The 16,602-nt window shown below is 71.7% G+C and carries 13 protein-coding genes; 5 read left to right on the forward strand and 8 right to left on the reverse strand.

Annotation, left to right across the window (positions count from 1 at the left end; all coding sequences use genetic code 11):
* Positions 1–61: 61 nt before the first annotated feature.
* Positions 62–1,501: a GMP reductase gene (guaB1, locus tag ACSJD1_RS10675; protein ID WP_438855287.1), complete on the reverse strand. Its 1,440-nt coding sequence runs from the start codon at positions 1,499–1,501 to the stop codon at positions 62–64.
* Between the two features lie 257 nt (positions 1,502–1,758).
* Between guaB1 and ACSJD1_RS10680 the strand changes: the two genes are divergently transcribed.
* Positions 1,759–5,550, forward strand: coding sequence for a multifunctional oxoglutarate decarboxylase/oxoglutarate dehydrogenase thiamine pyrophosphate-binding subunit/dihydrolipoyllysine-residue succinyltransferase subunit (locus ACSJD1_RS10680; protein ID WP_438855288.1), 3,792 nt, complete (start codon positions 1,759–1,761; stop codon positions 5,548–5,550).
* A gap of 93 nt (positions 5,551–5,643) precedes the next feature.
* Here ACSJD1_RS10680 and ACSJD1_RS10685 read toward each other — a convergent pair whose 3' ends face one another.
* From ACSJD1_RS10685 to ACSJD1_RS10695, 3 genes are all read right to left on the reverse strand, one after another.
* Positions 5,644–7,989 (reverse strand): MMPL family transporter, encoded by a 2,346-nt coding sequence (locus ACSJD1_RS10685; protein ID WP_438855289.1) that lies wholly within the window; start codon positions 7,987–7,989, stop codon positions 5,644–5,646.
* 115 nt (positions 7,990–8,104) lie between these two features.
* Positions 8,105–8,362, reverse strand: a complete 258-nt coding sequence (locus tag ACSJD1_RS10690; protein ID WP_155841807.1) for a zf-HC2 domain-containing protein — start codon at positions 8,360–8,362, stop codon at positions 8,105–8,107.
* Positions 8,359–9,018, reverse strand: a complete 660-nt coding sequence (locus ACSJD1_RS10695) for a sigma-70 family RNA polymerase sigma factor (protein ID WP_438855290.1) — start codon at positions 9,016–9,018, stop codon at positions 8,359–8,361. Before ACSJD1_RS10695 ends, ACSJD1_RS10690 begins: the two co-directional genes overlap by 4 nt.
* Before the next feature lie 106 nt (positions 9,019–9,124).
* On the opposite strand from ACSJD1_RS10695, the gene aroA reads away from it, so the two are divergent.
* The 3 genes from aroA (at position 9,125) to bcp (ending at position 12,072) form a co-directional block, all read left to right on the forward strand.
* Positions 9,125–10,492, forward strand: coding sequence for a 3-phosphoshikimate 1-carboxyvinyltransferase (aroA, locus tag ACSJD1_RS10700; protein WP_438855291.1), 1,368 nt, complete (start codon positions 9,125–9,127; stop codon positions 10,490–10,492).
* Complete coding sequence (gene rsgA, locus ACSJD1_RS10705) at positions 10,489–11,529, forward strand: ribosome small subunit-dependent GTPase A (RefSeq protein ID WP_438855292.1); 1,041 nt, start codon at positions 10,489–10,491, stop codon at positions 11,527–11,529. The genes aroA and rsgA overlap by 4 nt, the downstream gene beginning before the upstream one ends.
* A gap of 66 nt (positions 11,530–11,595) precedes the next feature.
* Positions 11,596–12,072, forward strand: a complete 477-nt coding sequence (bcp, locus tag ACSJD1_RS10710; protein WP_438855293.1) for a thioredoxin-dependent thiol peroxidase — start codon at positions 11,596–11,598, stop codon at positions 12,070–12,072.
* An 84-nt stretch (positions 12,073–12,156) separates the two neighbouring features.
* Here bcp and ACSJD1_RS10715 read toward each other — a convergent pair whose 3' ends face one another.
* Positions 12,157–12,570 carry a hypothetical protein gene (locus ACSJD1_RS10715; protein WP_438855294.1) on the reverse strand — a complete coding sequence of 138 codons (414 nt, stop codon included), beginning with the start codon at positions 12,568–12,570 and terminating at the stop codon, positions 12,157–12,159.
* A gap of 196 nt (positions 12,571–12,766) precedes the next feature.
* Here ACSJD1_RS10715 and ACSJD1_RS10720 point away from each other — a divergent pair, with 196 nt between their 5' ends.
* Positions 12,767–13,015, forward strand: a complete 249-nt coding sequence (locus tag ACSJD1_RS10720; protein WP_055859573.1) for a WhiB family transcriptional regulator — start codon at positions 12,767–12,769, stop codon at positions 13,013–13,015.
* Between the two features lie 121 nt (positions 13,016–13,136).
* On the opposite strand, the gene ACSJD1_RS10725 is transcribed toward ACSJD1_RS10720, so the two are convergent.
* The 3 genes from ACSJD1_RS10725 to ACSJD1_RS10735 are packed head-to-tail and all read right to left on the reverse strand — an operon-like array spanning position 13,137 to position 16,564.
* On the reverse strand, positions 13,137–14,630 hold the full coding sequence (locus ACSJD1_RS10725) for a sensor histidine kinase (RefSeq protein ID WP_438855295.1): 1,494 nt from the start codon (positions 14,628–14,630) through the stop codon (positions 13,137–13,139).
* A 30-nt stretch (positions 14,631–14,660) separates the two neighbouring features.
* On the reverse strand, positions 14,661–15,926 hold the full coding sequence (locus ACSJD1_RS10730) for an AAA family ATPase (RefSeq protein ID WP_438855296.1): 1,266 nt from the start codon (positions 15,924–15,926) through the stop codon (positions 14,661–14,663).
* On the reverse strand, positions 15,926–16,564 hold the full coding sequence (locus tag ACSJD1_RS10735) for an SAF domain-containing protein (RefSeq protein WP_438855297.1): 639 nt from the start codon (positions 16,562–16,564) through the stop codon (positions 15,926–15,928). Before ACSJD1_RS10735 ends, ACSJD1_RS10730 begins: the two co-directional genes overlap by 1 nt.
* Positions 16,565–16,602: the final 38 nt, after the last annotated feature.

Below are 16,602 nucleotides of genomic sequence, written 5' to 3' on the forward strand. Positions count from 1 at the left end.
CGACCCAGTATATCGGCGGATGCCGCGAGCTCCCCGAGCCGTAACGCCGCCGTCACACGCCCTACCAGCTGACCGGCAGCGCCTTGCCCTCCTCGTAGCCCGCGGCCGACTGGATGCCGACGAGCGCGCGCTCGCGGAACTCGGGCACGGAACGCGCGCCGGCGTACGTGAACGAGCTGCGCACGCCCGAGGTGATCATGTCGAGCAGGTCCTCGAGCGAGGGCCGCAGCGGGTCGAGGTAGATCGCCGACGACGAGATTCCCTCGGCGAACAGCTCCTTGCGGGCGAGCTCGTATGCGGAGAGCCGGCCGAACCGCTCCTTCACCGCCTTCGTCGAGGCCATGCCCCAGCTCTCCTTGTAGACGCGTCCCTCGGCGTCGCGCCGCAGCGTTCCCGGCGCCTCGATCGTGCCGGCGAACCAGGAGCCGATCATGACGGATGCCGCGCCGGCGGCGAGCGCGAGCGCCACGTCGCGCGGGTACCGCACGCCCCCGTCGGCCCAGACGGCCGCGCCGTGCTCGCGTGCGGCCTCGGAGGTCTCGAGCACCGCGGAGAACTGCGGGCGCCCCACGGCCGTCATCATGCGCGTCGTGCACATCGCGCCCGGCCCGACGCCGACCTTCAGGACGTCGGCGCCCGCCTCGACGAGGTCGGCGACCGCGTCGGCCGTGACGATGTTGCCCGCGACGATCGGGATGCCGAGGCCGGCGGCCTTCACCGCCCGCACGGCGCGGATCATGCCCTCCTGGTGCCCGTGCGCCGTGTCGACCACGAGCATGTCGACGCCGGCGGCCGCGAGCGCCCGCGCCTTGGCCTCGACGTCCCCGTTGATGCCGATCGCCGCCGCGACGCGCAGGCGGCCGGAGGCATCCGTGTTGGGCTCGGAGACCGTGCCCCGGAGCGCGCTGCGTCGGCTCAGCGTGCCGACCACCCGCCCGTGCTCGAGGATCGGCGCGAAGTCGATGCCCGCGTCGACCATGAGGTCGAAGGCCCGCCGGGGCGTGTCGACGTCGTCGGCGTCGAGCGACGGGATGGCGCCGTGGACGAGGTCGCCGAGGCGGGCGTCGGGCAGTGCCGTCGCGAGGCGCGTGGCCGGGATCGTGCCCGAGTACGCGCCGTCGTCGTCGTGGAGCACGATGCCGTGGCCCTCGACGGGAGGCAGCACCTCGAGCGCGTCGGCGACCGTCCGGTCGGCCGAGAACGCGTGCGGCACGTCGAACCGGGCGGGTCGGGACTTCACCCACCGGATCGCCTCGTCGAGTTCCTGCAGCGGCAGGTCCTGCGGGAGCACGCCGATCCCGCCGCGGCGCGCGAGCGTCGCCGCGAGACGCGGCCCGGTCACCGAGTTCATGTTCGCCGAGACGATGGGGATGCTCGCCCCGGAGCCGTCGTCGGGAGCGAGCGAGACGTCGAGCCGGCTCGTCACGGCCGACCGGCTCGGCACCAGGAAGACATCGGAGTAGGTGAGGTCGTGCCGCGGCGTCGTGCGATAGAACTCCATGCCCTCAGGCTATGCCCCGCTCCTCCACGCGGGGTGGGCGCCGGCGGCCGGGCCCGTGCTGGGAGGATGCTGCGATCCGCGCGCTCATCCGTTGCCCGGTGCCGGGCGTCGACGGATGGGGTTTAGGCTTGTCTGGGCGTTCCGCGTCGTGCTGCGCGCGCCACGCCGCAGGTGAGCATTCCATCAACGGAGAGAGTGGGCGAAAGGCTGTGTCGAGCCAATTGACCGGGTCGGGATCCGACGAGACCACGTCGGCGATGTTCGGAGCCAACGAATGGCTCGTGGACGAGATGTACGAGCGGTTCCTCGCCGACCCCAGTTCGGTGGACGAGACCTGGCGCGAGGTGCTCGAGCACTACCGCCAGGTGCGCACCGGCGAGACCGTCGCGGCGCCCGCGGCCCCCCCGGCGATGCCCGACGAGAACGCGCTCCACAGTGCGGCGAGCGAGCAGGCGCCCGACGCTGCGGCGCCGGTCGCCGAGCAGTCCGCGACGCCCGCTTCCGCGCCCGCGGCGGACCAGCCCGCGACGCCCGCTTCCGCGCCCGCGGCGGACCAGCCCGCGGCATCCGCCCAGGCCCCGGCGACCGCGCCGAACGCCGTCATCGGCCAGGCGCCCGCCGCCCGCACCACCTCGGTCGCTCCGCGCACCGCCCCGGTGCCGGCCGACGTGCCCGTGACGAGCCCGCAGCAGCGGGCCGACGCCGGCGAGCGCGAGGACGAGGTCGTCCCGCTCAAGGGCCTGCCGAAGACGCTCGCGGCGAACATGGACGCCTCGCTCGCCGTGCCGACCGCGACGAGCGTGCGCAGCGTGCCGGCGAAGCTCATGATCGACAACCGCATCGTGATCAACAACCACCTCCGCCGCACGCGCGGCGGCAAGGTCTCCTTCACCCACCTCATCGGCTGGGCGCTCATCCGGGCGTTGAAGGAGTTCCCGAGCCAGAACGTGTACTACTCCGAGGCCGACGGCAAGCCGGCGCTCGTGAAGCCGGCGCACATCGGCCTCGGCATCGCGATCGACATCCCCAAGCCCGACGGCACCCGTGCGCTCCTCGTGCCCGCCATCAAGCGCGCCGAGACGATGACGTTCAACGAGTACCTCGCCGCCTACGAGGACCTGGTGTCGCGTGCGCGCAAGAACAAGCTCACCGCAGACGACTTCAAGGGCGCGACGATCTCGCTCACGAACCCCGGCGGCATCGGCACGGTGCACTCGGTGCCGCGCCTGATGAAGGGCCAGGGCTGCATCATCGGCGCGGGCGCCCTCGAGTACCCGGCCGAGTTCCAGGGCGCGAGCGAGAAGACCCTCGCGAACCTCGCGATCGGCAAGACGATCACGCTCACCTCGACCTACGACCACCGGGTCATCCAGGGCGCCGGCTCCGGCGAGTTCCTGAAGAAGGTGCACGAGCTGCTCATCGGCGAGCGCAACTTCTACCAGGACATCTTCGCGGCCCTCCGCCTGCCGTACGAGCCGATCAAGTGGAACGCCGACATCTCGGTCGACATCGCCAGCGCGATCGACAAGACCGCGCGGGTGCAGGAGCTCATCAACTCCTTCCGCGTCCGCGGTCACATGATGGCCGACATCGACCCGCTCGAGTACGTCCAGCGCTCGCACCCCGACCTCGACATCGAGAGTCACGGCCTGACCTTCTGGGACCTCGACCGCGAGTTCGTCACGGGCGGGTTCGGCGACAAGCGCACCGCGCTCCTCCGCGACATCCTCGGCGTGCTCCGCGACTCGTACTGCCGCACGATCGGCATCGAGTACATGCACATCCAGGACCCGGTGCAGCGCAAGTGGATCCAGCAGCAGGTCGAGCGCAAGTACGAGAAGCCCACGCACGACGAGCAGATGCGCATCCTCGGCAAGCTCAACGAGGCCGAGGCGTTCGAGACCTTCCTCCAGACCAAGTACGTCGGCCAGAAGCGCTTCAGCCTCGAGGGCGGCGAGTCGATGATCGCGCTCCTCGACGAGGTGCTGCAGGGGGCCGCCAAGGAGGGCCTCGACGAGGTCGCCATCGGCATGGCGCACCGCGGCCGGCTGAACGTGCTCACGAACATCGCCGGCAAGACGTACGGGCAGGTGTTCCGCGAGTTCGAGGGCACCCAGGACTCGAAGGCCTTCTCGGGCTCGGGCGACGTGAAGTACCACCTCGGCACCGAGGGCACCTTCACGGCCGACGACGGCCAGCAGGTGCCGGTCTCCCTCGCCGCGAACCCGTCGCACCTCGAGGCCGTCGACGGCGTGCTCGAGGGCATCGTGCGTGCCAAGCAGGACCGCAAGCCCGTCGGCACGTACTCGGTACTGCCGATCCTGGTCCACGGCGATGCCGCGATGGCCGGACAGGGCGTCGTGGTCGAGACCATGCAGATGTCGCAGCTGCGCGCCTACCGGACCGGCGGCACCATCCACCTCGTGGTGAACAACCAGGTCGGCTTCACCACGGTCCCCGGCGACGCGCGCTCGTCGATCTACTCGACGGATGTCGCGAAGGCCATCCAGGCGCCGATCTTCCATGTCAACGGCGACGACCCCGAGGCCGTCGTCCGCGTCGCGGAGCTCGCGTTCCGCTACCGCCAGGAATTCAAGCGCGACGTCGTCATCGACCTCGTGTGCTACCGGCGCCGAGGCCACAACGAGGGCGACGACCCCTCGATGACCCAGCCGCTCATGTACAACCTCATCGAGGCCAAGCGCTCGGTCCGCAAGCTCTACACCGAGGCGCTCGTCGGCCGCGGCGACATCACGGAAGAGGAGTACGAGGAAGCCCACCGCGACTTCCAGGACCGCCTCGAGCGGGCCTTCGCCGAGACGCACGCCGCGCAGACCGGATCGATCCCGATCGTGGGCGGCCAGGCGCAGGACGCCGAGCGGGTCTCGGGCGAGCTCGAGACGACCGGCGTTTCGACCGAGGTCGTGCACGCGATCGGCGACGCCTTCATCAACAAGCCCGAGGGCTTCACGGTCCACCCGAAGATCCAGCAGCTGCTCGCCAAGCGCCAGGACATGAGCCGCAACGGCAAGGTCGACTGGGGCTTCGGCGAACTCCTCGCGCTGGGTTCGCTGCTGCTCGAGGGCACCCCCGTCCGCCTCGTCGGCCAGGATGCACGCCGCGGCACGTTCGTACAGCGGCACGCGGTGCTCCACGACCGCGTGAACGGCCAGGAGTGGCTGCCGCTGCAGTACCTCGGCGACCAGCAGGCCCGGTTCTGGATCTACGACTCGCTGCTCAGCGAGTACGCGGCGATGGGCTTCGAGTACGGCTACTCCGTCGAGCGGGCCGACGCGCTCGTGATGTGGGAGGCCCAGTTCGGCGACTTCGCCAACGGCGCCCAGACGATCATCGACGAGTTCATCTCCTCGGCCGAGCAGAAGTGGGGCCAGCGCTCGAGCGTCGTGCTGCTGCTCCCCCACGGCTACGAGGGACAGGGGCCCGACCACTCGAGCGCGCGGATCGAGCGGTACCTCCAGATGTGCGCCGAGGACAACATGACCGTCGCCCGGCCCTCGACGCCGGCGTCGTACTTCCACCTGCTCCGCCGGCAGGCGTACCAGCGCCCGCGCCGGCCGCTCGTCGTGTTCACGCCGAAGGCGATGCTGCGCCTCCGCGGCGCCACGAGCGAGGTCGAGGACTTCACCCAGGGACGCTTCGAGCCGGTGCTCGACGACGCTCGGATCACCGACAAGGGCGCGGTCAAGCGAGTCGTGTTCATGGCCGGCAAGCTCTACTACGACCTGCTCGCGGAGCTCGAGAAGAACCCGAACCCCGAGGTCGCGCTCGTGCGCCTCGAGCAGTACTACCCGTTGCCCGCGGCAGAGCTGAAGGCCGTGGCCGACGGCTACCCGAACGCCGAGCTGGTGTGGGCGCAGGACGAGCCCGAGAACCAGGGCGCGTGGCCGTTCTTCATCATCGAGACGAACAAGCTCGGCCCCCGCGAGGTGCGCCTCGTGGCGCGCACCGCGGCCGCGTCGCCGGCCACCGGGTCCGCGAAGCGTCACGCCGCCGAGCAAGCCGACCTCGTCAAGCGCGCCCTGTACTAGGCCGCTCGCCCGCCGAACGACGACACGAGCGGATGCCTCCTCCCGGAGGCATCCGCTCGTTCGCGTCCGTCCCGGCCGTCCGGCCCGGCCCGATCAGCGCGTCTCGACGGCGACCCGGTCGGCGGACTCGGACTCGCCGTCGACGGCTCGGTCGTCCGCCGACGGCTCGGGCTCGGAGGCATCCGCCGGGGCTGCGTGCGCCCCGTGGTGCCGGTCCTCCCGCGACAGGCGGCTCGGCCACCAGATCGCGCGCCCGATGTCGTACGAGACCGCGGGCACGAGCAGCGTCCGCACGAGGAAGGTGTCGAGCAGCACGCCGAAGGCGACGATGAACGAGATCTGCGCCAGGAAGAGGATCGGCAGCACTCCGAGCGCGGCGAAGGTGGCGGCGAGCACCAGGCCGGCGGAGGTGATGACGCCCCCCGTGAGCCGGAGCCCCCTGAGGATGCCCTCGCGCGTCCCGTGCCGCGATGCCTCCTCGCGCACGCGCGTCATGAGGAAGATGTTGTAGTCGACGCCGAGCGCGACGAGGAACACGAACCCGAAGAGCGGCACCGACGGATCCGCGCCGGGGAAGCCGAACACGAACTCGAACACGAGCGCCGAGACGCCGAGCGCGGCCGCGAACGAGAGCACGACGCTCGCGATGAGGATGAGCGGTGCGACGACGGCCCGCAGCAGCAGCATCAGGATCACCAGGATCGCGAGCAGGACCAGGGGGATGATGAGCCGCTGGTCGGCGACCGCGGCCTCGTTCGTGTCGAGCGCGACGGCGGTCGGACCACCGACGAGCACGTCATCGCCGACCTCGTCGAGGCGCTCCCGGAGGTCGACGACCGTGGCCTCCGCCTCGGAGGAGTCCGCCGGGTCGTCCAGGGTCGCCTGCAGCAGCACCGTGCCGTCGACCACGGTGGGGTCGGGCGCGGGGGTCCCGGGCGGGCCGAAGGCCTCGATGCCGTCCCCGGTCACGGGCGCGCTCCCGGCCGGCGAGTCCGCGGAGAGCACGGCGACGGATGCCACGCCCGGCGTGTCGAGCGCCGTCTCGGCCATCTCCTGCAGCGAGTCCTCGGGGCCGATGATCACCGCCGGGGTGCCGGACCCGCCGGGGAAGTGCTCGCTCACGAGCTCCTGGCCGTCGCGCGCCTGCGACTCGCCGAGCACGAACTCGCTGGAGGGCACGCCGTCGGCGTCGAGGCGGACGAGTCCCAGCGCCATCACGGCGAGGAGCAGTGTCGACAGGATCCACACGATCCTGGGGCGGCGCGAGACGAGGCGCCCGACGGCGCCCCAGAGCCCGCGCTCGGACGCCTCCTCGGCGTCGACCGGCGCCGCGTGCCGGCCGTGCTCGGCATCCGGCGCAGCCGGCTCGACGCGCGCGATGCGCCGCGGCCAGAATGCGACGCGCCCGGCCCACAGGAGCAGGGCCGGCAGGAGCGTGAGCGCCGCGAGCAGGGCGAACGCGATGCCGATGGCCGCGACCGGTCCCAGGATCTTGTTCGAGTTCAGCTCTGAGGCGAGCAGGATGAGCAGGCCCACGATGACGGTTCCCGCCGAGGCGGCGATCGGCTCCCAGGCGCCCTTCAGGGCCGCCCACGTGGCATCCCATTTCGTCTCGTGCTGCGCGAGCGCCTCGCGATACCGGGCGATGTACAGCAGTGCGTAGTCGGTGGCCGCGCCGATCACGAGGATGAACAGGATCCCCTGGGTCTGGCCGGACAGCAGCAGCAGGTCGGCCTTCGCGAGCTGGACCACCGTGAACACCGAGGCGGTGAGGGCGGTCACGCTCGTGAAGAGCACGATGATCGGCAGGAGCGGCGAGCGGTAGACGATGACGAGGATCACGAGGACCGCGAGCAGGGCCACGGCCAGGAGCAGTCCGTCGATGCCGGCGAACGCCGCGGCGAGGTCGGCCGTGAACCCCGCGGGGCCGGTGATCGCGGCCGTCGTCCCCTCGACGCCGTCGTCGTCGAGCAGGCTCCGCATCTCGTCCACGGTGTCCCGCGGCCCGCCCTCGCCCTCGTCGGACGGCGCGATCGAGAGCACGAACTGCGCGGCCTCGCCGTCGTCCGACGGAATGACCGGCGAGCTCTCGTCCTCGACGACGCCGTCGACCGCGACGAGGTCCTCGCGGAGTGATTCGATCCCCTCGAGCTGGTCGTCGGAGAGCTCCGTGCCGTCGTCGGAGGCGACGATGACGATGGCCGGGACGTTCTCGGAGTCGCGGAACCCGTCCTGCAGGGCGTTCACCTCCGTCGCTTCGGCGGAGGCGGGCAGGAACGACGCCTGGTCGTTCTGCTGCACGTCGGAGAGCCCTCCGAAGGCGGCCCCGCCGGCGCCGAACAGGGCGAACCAGACCAGGATCAGGACGGCCGGGATCAGGACCCGAAGCCAGGCGGGGACGCGACCCCCGGGACGTTTCGCGACGACATTCTCGTTCATCGTGCTCGACGCTACGGAACGAGGCGCACATCGTGCGTCCATCGAAAGTTCGGAAACGGACGGCCCTCGCCGCACGATCCGACCGGCGACGGCGGGCATACGCCCGCTCGGCGGGTCAGTCGGCCAGCACGTCGTGCCCGGACTGGAACGCCCGGATACGACCCAGGACCACCGTGCGGAGCTCTTCGGGGGCGCTCTCGCGGCACGCCCGCTGGACGACCTCGGTGATCGCCACGCCGACGCGCAGCTCGCTCCGGCAGTCCTCGCAGTTCGCCACATGCTCTCGGATGTCGGCAGCATCCTCGCTGCACAGCTCGTTGTGCAGGTACTCCTCGAGTTCGGCCTTCGCCTTCTCGCAGCCGCAGTCGGTCATTTCGCGCTCCTGGTGGATCGGGTCGCCGGCTGCGTCGTGGCGAAGCCCCGCTCGCTGGCGTAGTCGGCGAGGGACTCGCGTAGCATCCGCCGGCCACGGTGCAGGCGACTCATCACGGTCCCGATCGGGGTGTTCATCATGTCGGCGATCTCCTGGTAGGAGAACCCCTCGACGTCGGCGAAGTAGACGGCCAGCCGGAAGTCCTCGGGCAGGGCCTGCAGCGCGTCCTTGACCGCCGAGTCGGGCAGGTGGTCGATGGCCTCGGCCTCGGCCGACCGGCTGGAGGCCGCCGTGGTCGACTCGGCGCCCCCGAGCTGCCAGTCCTCCAGGTCGTCGATCGTGCCCTGGTAGGGCTCGCGCTGCTTCTTGCGGTAGCTGTTGATGAAGGTGTTCGTGAGGATCCGGTAGAGCCACGCCTTGAGGTTCGTGCCCTGCCGGAACGAGGCGAACGCCGCATAGGCCTTCACGAACGTCTCCTGCACGAGGTCCTGCGCGTCGGCGGGGTTCTTCGTCATGCGCAGCGCCGCCGCGTAGAGCTGGTCGATGAACGGCAGCGCCTGCTCCTCGAACAGCGCACCGAGGTCGCGCGTGTCATCGCCGGGCCGCTCGTCGTTCAGCGTCTCGTCGGCAGGGGTCGCAGTGTCGTCGCCGCTCATCAGGGGCCATCCTAGATCGTCGGTCTCCGAGACGACCGGGCGATCGAGTACTGCGAGGGACACGCACCGTCTCCTTCCTGCTCACGGACGCTACTGTTGGTAACCGATGCAGATCTCGAGGTATTCCGCTCCGGAGTTCGATCCGTACGGCGACAATCGCCAGACCGAGACGGATGACGGATGGCGCGCGCCCGTGGCATCCGGTCCGCTCTCGGCCACGCTGTCCCTGCCCGGCTCGAAGTCCCTCACGAACCGCGAGCTGGTGCTGGCCGCCCTGGCCGACGGCCCGTCCACGCTCCGAGCGCCGCTCTGGTCGCGCGACAGCGAGCTCATGGTCGAGGGCCTGCGCGCCCTCGGCGTCGGCTTCGAGCGGATGCCGGGCGCCGGCGGGTTCGGCGACGACCTCCGCGTGACCCCGGCCGACGAGCTGTTCGGCTCGACGACGATCGACTGCGGCCTCGCGGGCACGGTCATGCGCTTCCTGCCGGCCGTGGCGGCGCTCGCCCTCGGGCCGACGACATTCGACGGCGACGCCTCGGCGTACCGCCGCCCGATGCGGGGGGTCATCGAGGGCCTGCGCGGCATCGGCGTCGACCTCGACGACGACGGCCGCTGGGCGCTGCCGTTCACGGTGCACGGCACCGGGCGCGTCGAGGGCGGCGAGCTCACGATCGACGCATCGGCGTCGAGCCAGTTCGTCTCCGGGCTGCTGCTGTCGGCGCCGCGGTTCGAGCGCGGGCTCGACCTGACGCACTCGGGTGAGCGGCTGCCGAGCCTGCCGCACATCGAGATGACGATCGACGCGCTCGCCCGTCGGGGCGTCGAGGTCGAGCAGCCGTCGGTCGGCCGCTGGTCCGTGGCACCCGGCCCGATCGCCGCACGCGACGTCGACATCGAACCCGACCTCTCCAATGCCGCGCCGTTCCTCGTCGCCGCGCTCGTCGCGGGCGGGTCGGTGACGATCTCGGGCTGGCCCGACGAGACGACCCAGGTGGGCGCGCAGCTGGTCGACCTGCTCCCCCGCTTCGGCGCCCGGGTCGAGCGATCCGGCGACCGCGTCACCGTGGGCGCGCCCGAACCGACCGCCGGCGGCCGCGGCATCCGCGGGGTGGACCTCGACCTCTCCGAGGCGGGCGAGCTCGTCCCGAACCTCGTCGCCCTCGCGGCGTTCGCCGACGAGCCCAGCACCATCACCGGCATCGGGCACATCCGCCACCACGAGACCGACCGCCTCGCCGCGCTCGCCGCCGAGCTGAACGGGCTCGGCGGGAACGTCACCGAACTCGAGGACGGGCTGCGCATCGAACCGGCGCAGCTCCACGGCGGCGAGTGGAAGGCGTACGAGGACCACCGCATGGCGACGACCGGCGCGATCGTCGGGCTCGCCGTCGACGGCGTCGTCGTCGACGACGTCGGCTCGACGTCGAAAACGCTCCCGCAGTTCACCGAGCTCTGGGAGCGGATGCTCGGATGAGCTGGTGGGACACGGACGACGAGGACGAGGAGTACGAGGAGTACGACGAAGCCGACGTCCGGATCCGCCCCAACCGGCGCGGCAGTCGTCCGCGGACGAAGGTGCGGCCCGAGCACGCCGACGCCGAGACGGGCTTCGTGCTCGGCGTCGACCGCGGGCGTTACACCCTGCTCGTCGACGAGGGCACCGACGACGAGCGGGAGATCACCGCGGCCAGGGCGAGCGAGCTCCGCCGCAAGTCGGTGGTGACCGGCGACCGCGTCGACCTCGTCGGCGACACGACCGGCGACGAGGGCACGCTCGCCCGGATCGTCCGCATCCAGGAGCGCACGACGCTCCTGCGGCGCAGTGCCGACGACACCGACGCCGTCGAGCGGGTCATCGTCGCGAACGCCGACCAGATGCTCATCGTCATCGCCGCGGCGAACCCCGAGCCCCGGGTCCGGCTCGTCGACCGATACCTCGTCGCCGCGTACGACGCGGGCATCGCCCCGCTCGTGTGCGTGACGAAGACCGATCTCGCCGATCCGGCGCCGTTCCTCGCGAACTTCGCGGGGCTCGACCTGCCCGTCTTCCTCAGCCGCACCGACGACATGCCGCTCGAGGCGATCTCCGACCGACTCGTCGGCCATCGCACGGTGTTCGTCGGCCACTCCGGTGTCGGCAAGTCGACGCTCGTCAATGCGCTCGTGCCCGACGCCAACCGCGCCACCGGCCACGTCAACGTCGTCACCGGTCGCGGCCGGCACACGTCCTCCTCGACCGTGTCGTTGCGACTCGAGCACGACGGCCGCACGGGGTGGGTCATCGACACGCCCGGCGTGCGCTCGTTCGGGCTCGGCCACGTCGACCCGGCCAACATCCTCGGCGCGTTCGCCGACCTCGCACGTGTCGCCGAGGACTGCCCGCGCGGATGCACGCACCTGCCCGACTCACCCGACTGCGCCATCATCGAGGCGGTCGAGGCCGGTGGACTCGGCGAGTCCGGGCGCGTGCGGCTCGACTCGCTGCAGCGGCTCCTCGCGACGTTCGCCTGAGGGCCACAGGCGGATGCCGCGCCAGGCGCGACACGCGGCATCCGTCGGCCTGCCTACGATTGAGGCATGACCGACGTACGACTCGCCGCCGGCGACCTCGCGCCAGACTTCACCCTCCCCGACCAGGACGGCTCGCCCGTCACGCTCTCCTCGCTCCGCGGACAGCGGGTCGTGCTCTACTTCTACCCGGCCGCGATGACGCCCGGCTGCACGACCGAGGCGTGCGACTTCCGCGACAACCTCAACTCGTTCGCGGGCGCCGGCGTGCGCGTCGTCGGCGTCTCGAAGGACGAGGTTCCGAAGCTCAAGGAGTTCGCCGACCGCGACGGCCTGAACTTCCCGCTCCTCTCCGACACCGACCTCGCGGTGCAGCAGGCATACGGGGCCTGGGGTGAGAAGCAGCTCTACGGCAAGACCGTCACGGGCTCGATCCGCTCGACCTTCCTCATCGACGAGGAGGGCCGGATCGCCAAGCCCATGTACAACGTCAAGGCGACCGGACACGTCGCGCGGATCCGGAAGGAGCTCGGCCTCGACGGCTGAACCGGACGGACGCGCTCACCGACGGGCGGTCGTCGCGCTGCGACGGCCGCCCGTCGCGGCCGCTCGCTGGAGACGCCGCGTCCGTCAGCTCGTCGCCGCGTCCTCGGGCCGGGCGTAGAGCGCCCGCACGGGCGGCCAGAGCAGGAGGCCGGTCACCGTGATCGCGGGAACGAGCAGCAGCCATCCGACGTCCGGACGGGCGAACAGCCCCTGGAACGCGCCGACGGCGATCGAGAGCTGCAGTACCTGCCAGACGATGGCGGCGGCACGCGACCAGGGCGCGCGACGAGCGGATGCCACGGCGATCGCACTCACCCAGGCGGCGGCGATCGCCACGAGCACCACGAGCGCGATGGCGGTCGCGAACGACGACGGCTGCAGCACGAGCAGGTCGACGACGAGCCAGACGAGGACCGCGATCAGCGCTCCGGCCTCGGCGAACAGCAGGGCGACGACGGTCACGAACGCGGCGCGCACGCCGCCCGGATTCACAGACATCTCCCGAAGAGCACTCTTGATTCGCTTCCCTCGCTATGCGACCATTTATGAGGCCGAATTGATGCTCACAGGGACGTGAGCCGATCGCTTCCCACGATCCTACTTCCCGAGATTCGGCTTTCCCCCTGCAGCACCGCCGGTTCCCGGCTGCGCACGCGTGCGCCCGCTGCGAACCGATGAAACAAGGAGCATCTACATGGATTGGCGCGATAAAGCCGCCTGCCTCACCGCTGACCCGGAACTCTTCTTCCCCGTCGGCAACACCGGTCCGGCCGTCGACCAGATCGAGAAGGCCAAGGCGGTCTGCGCCCGATGCACCGTCACCGAGATCTGCCTGCAGTACGCCCTCGAGACCGGTCAGGACTCGGGCGTCTGGGGCGGTCTCAGCGAGGATGAGCGCCGCGCCCTGAAGCGCCGCGCCGCCCGCGCACGTCGCGCCGGCTGACGCCGGCGCGCTCCGCGCGCCCGGGCTCCGACGGAGCCGACCCCGCAGGTCGCGCGACCTCCCCGCAGCACCCGGACCGGACGGCACCCGCGATCGCGCGGGTGCCGTCCGCACGTTCGGGTCAGGCCTTCGTGATCCAGCGCAGCGGCACCTCGATGGTCACCTCGGTGCCGCTGCCGACCACGGTATGCCAGTCGATCGTGCCGCCGAGCTCGCCCTGGATGAGCGTGCGGACGATCTGGGTGCCGAGCCCCTCGCCCACCTTGCCCTCGGGCAGGCCGGAGCCGCTGTCGCGCACCTGCACGGTCAGGACGGTCTCGGAGCGGTTCGCGATCACCTCGACATCGCCCTCCTGCCCCGCGAGGCCGTGTTCGACCGCGTTCGTGACCAACTCGGTGAGTGCGAGTGCGAGCGGCGTGGCGTACTCGCTCGGCAGCACGCCGAAGTTCCCGGACTTCTTCGGGTGCGCGGTCGTGTTGTGCGCGGCGGCCACCTCCGCGACGAGGAGCAGTGCGCGGTCGAACACCTCGTCGAAGTCGACGTTCTGCGTGAGCCCCTCCGAGAGCGTGTCGTGCACGACCGCGATCGCGCCGACCCGGCGCATCGCCTGCGTCAGCGCATCGCGCGCCTCGTCGGAGTGGGTTCGGCGCGCCTGGATCCGCAGGAGCGATGCGACGGTCTGCAGGTTGTTCTTGACGCGGTGGTGGATCTCGCGGATCGTCGCATCCTTCGTGATGAGCTCCTGCTCCTGGTGGCGGAGCTCGGTCACGTCCCGGGTGAGCACGATCGCGCCCGTGCGCTCGCCGCGACGCCGGATCGGGATGGCGCGCAGCGATACCGTGACCCCCCGCGACTCGACGTCGGTGCGCCACGGCGCCCGCCCGGTCACCACCAGCGGAAGGGACTCGTCGACGTCGAGCTTGCCGCTCAGCAGGCGCGTCGCCACGTCGGCGAGCGACTGCCCCTCGAGCTCGTCATCGAAGCCCATGCGGTTGAAGGCCGACAGCGCGTTCGGGCTCGCGAACGTCGTGACGCCGTCGACGTCGAGCCGGATCAGGCCGTCGGAGGCCCGGGGCGCCCCGCGACGCGGCCCCGTCGGCGCACCGAGGTCGGGGAAGTCCCCCGAGCCGATCATCTGGAACAGCTCGTCGGCGCAGTCGTTGAACGTCAGCTCCTGCCGGCTCGGGGTGCGCGTGGAGCCGAGGTTGGTGTGCCGCGTGATCACGGCCACCGGGTCGGGTGCGAGCGCGGTACCGGTCACGGACAGGCGGCGCATCACGGGCACCGCGCGCACGCGCGTGGGCATCTCCTCGTACCAGTCGGGGGCCGACGACTCCTGGATCGTGCGCGTGCCGAAGGCCTCCGAGACGAGCTCGCGCCACTCGGTCCGAATGCCCTGACCGACGAAGTCGCGGTAGAACAACGTCGCTGCGCTGGAGGGTCGGGAATGGGCGACTGCGACGAAGCCGTCGTCGCCCGATGGCACCCAGAGCACGATGTCGGCGAAGGCGAGATCGGCGAGGAGCTGGAGGTCGCCGACGAGCATGTGCAGCCATTCGACATCGGCCTGGCTGCTGCGCCCCTGGGCGAGGACGAGGTCACTGAGGGTCGACACGCGTCAAGCGTACCCACCCGAGCGGATGCCTCAGACCGGGACCGCACGACGCCGCAGCGCGCCGAACCGACCTCCGGCACGCCTCGGGGCGGCGGGCGGCGGGAGCAGTCGCTCGTCGACGTACGATCGCAAGGCCCCCCGGAGCGGAGAGCGCGGGGCGGCGTCTCGCAGCGTGCGCGCCGTGAGGATGGCCGCGTCCGTCGCCCGACCGTCGTGCGGAAGCAGGACGGCGTCGCCGAGCCCCGCGAACCGACGCAGCGTCTGCCGGACCTGCGCGTGGGCGTCGATCCCGAGCGCGCTGGTGCGCACGCGGTTCACCACGACGTCGATGCGCTCGGGATCGACGTGCTCGACGAGTTCGGCGTGCCCGCGGAGCAGCCTCGACAGGCCGACGGGGTCGGCGAGCCCGATGGCCACGACCCGATCGGCGGCGGCGAGCGCCGAGAACGTCGCGGCGTTGCGCCGCGGAGCGAACGGGTCGCTCGTGAGCTCCTCGTCGCGTTCGAGGCTGAACCCGACGTCGACCACGACGAACTCGAAGCGGGCGCGCATGACCCTGAGCGCCTCGTCGACGCGCTCCTGGGACAGCTCGGGCCAGCGGCTCGGCCCGACCAGCCCCGTGAAGACGTCGAACGACGCCCGCGGCGACGAGTAGCGCTGGGCGATGCGCTCGAGCTCGACGCGGTCGAGCGCGCCGGACCCGGCGAGCCGGCAGGCCGATGCGAAGCCCGGCGCCTCGTCGAGCAGCCCCAGCGCGGGCGCGATGGCGCCGCCGTACGGGTCGGCGTCGACGAGCGCCACCAGGTGCCCGGCACCGGCGAGCTCGGCGGCCACGCCGACCGCGGTCGTGGTCCGCCCCGGCGCACCGGACGGACCCCACACCGCGATCACGCCGGGGAACTCGGCGCGGACCGGCGATTCCGGAGCGCCCGACGCATCGCCGAGCCGGGACGGGAGCGCCGGTCCGCCCGCGAGGAGCGCTTCGAGTTCGGCCGGTTCGACGTCGGAATCGAGCACCTCGTGCAGCCCGATGCGATGCGCCTCGGCGCGATCGCGCTCGGTCGAGGCCAGGGCGATGAGGCGGATGCCCCTCCGGTCGCAGGCGGCGAGGAGTTCGGCGTCGAGCGTCGCCGCTCCCGCGCCGACGACGACCACGTCGGGTCCGAGCGCGTCGAGGCAGTCGAGCACGTCGCGCCGACCGACCACGCGCGCCACGATCACGTGGCCGGCCTCGACCAGTTCGGCCAGGACGCGGTCCTCGACCGAGGGATCGAGGGCGAGGGCGAGCCGCGCCATCAGTCGCCGCTCGATGCGAGTGCCGATGCCGGAACGAGGTCGATGGCATCGCCGGACGCGAGTGCCTCGAGCAGCGCGGCCGTCTTCGCTCGCGGGATCGACAACTCGACGCTCGGACCGTCGCCCGCGACCATGGCGTCGCCCTCGAGCACCGCCGCGACCTCGGCGCCCGAGACGAGGACGACGGGCGGCTCGAACACGCCTCGCTCGACCTCGCCGGCGGCCCAGACGTCGACCACCGCCCCGGGTGCGATCTCGCGTGCGAGCGGGCCTCGGCTCGGCACGACGACGGTCGCGGTCCCGGCGGCGTCGACCTCGGTCACGGATGCCGCGGGCACCAGTTCACCCGCTCGGACCGTGCGCGTCACGATGAGCCCGTCGCCGGGCACGTCGCCCGGCGCCAGGTAGCCGTCGGCCAGGCCGCCGAGCCGTACGGACTGGACCCGGAGGTCGTCGAGCGTGACCCGCGAGCCGGCGGTGACCGTCGTCGGAGCGACCAGCACCTCGGTCGTGTCGTCGAGCGACTCGACGAGCGCCCACACCCCGATCGTCGACCCCGCCACCAGCACGAGCCCGAGGAGCAGTCGCGGGTCCATCCGCCGCCGCTCCCCGGCCGGACGTGTCGGACGTTCCGCCATCGCTGCTCCTCTCGCGGCCGCGACCCGGCCTGCGACCA

It is taken from the genome of Agromyces excoecariae, assembly GCF_051715505.1.
Taxonomy (GTDB): domain Bacteria; phylum Actinomycetota; class Actinomycetes; order Actinomycetales; family Microbacteriaceae; genus Agromyces.

Coding starts and splice junctions, on each gene's coding strand:
- guaB1 (WP_438855287.1), bottom strand. CDS start 1,501: ATGGAGTTCTATCGCACGACGCCGCGGCACGACCTCACCTACTCCGAT.
- ACSJD1_RS10680 (WP_438855288.1), top strand. CDS start 1,759: ATGTTCGGAGCCAACGAATGGCTCGTGGACGAGATGTACGAGCGGTTC.
- ACSJD1_RS10685 (WP_438855289.1), bottom strand. CDS start 7,989: ATGAACGAGAATGTCGTCGCGAAACGTCCCGGGGGTCGCGTCCCCGCC.
- ACSJD1_RS10690 (WP_155841807.1), bottom strand. CDS start 8,362: ATGACCGACTGCGGCTGCGAGAAGGCGAAGGCCGAACTCGAGGAGTAC.
- ACSJD1_RS10695 (WP_438855290.1), bottom strand. CDS start 9,018: ATGAGCGGCGACGACACTGCGACCCCTGCCGACGAGACGCTGAACGAC.
- aroA (WP_438855291.1), top strand. CDS start 9,125: ATGCAGATCTCGAGGTATTCCGCTCCGGAGTTCGATCCGTACGGCGAC.
- rsgA (WP_438855292.1), top strand. CDS start 10,489: ATGAGCTGGTGGGACACGGACGACGAGGACGAGGAGTACGAGGAGTAC.
- bcp (WP_438855293.1), top strand. CDS start 11,596: ATGACCGACGTACGACTCGCCGCCGGCGACCTCGCGCCAGACTTCACC.
- ACSJD1_RS10715 (WP_438855294.1), bottom strand. CDS start 12,570: ATGTCTGTGAATCCGGGCGGCGTGCGCGCCGCGTTCGTGACCGTCGTC.
- ACSJD1_RS10720 (WP_055859573.1), top strand. CDS start 12,767: ATGGATTGGCGCGATAAAGCCGCCTGCCTCACCGCTGACCCGGAACTC.
- ACSJD1_RS10730 (WP_438855296.1), bottom strand. CDS start 15,926: ATGGCGCGGCTCGCCCTCGCCCTCGATCCCTCGGTCGAGGACCGCGTC.
- ACSJD1_RS10735 (WP_438855297.1), bottom strand. CDS start 16,564: ATGGCGGAACGTCCGACACGTCCGGCCGGGGAGCGGCGGCGGATGGAC.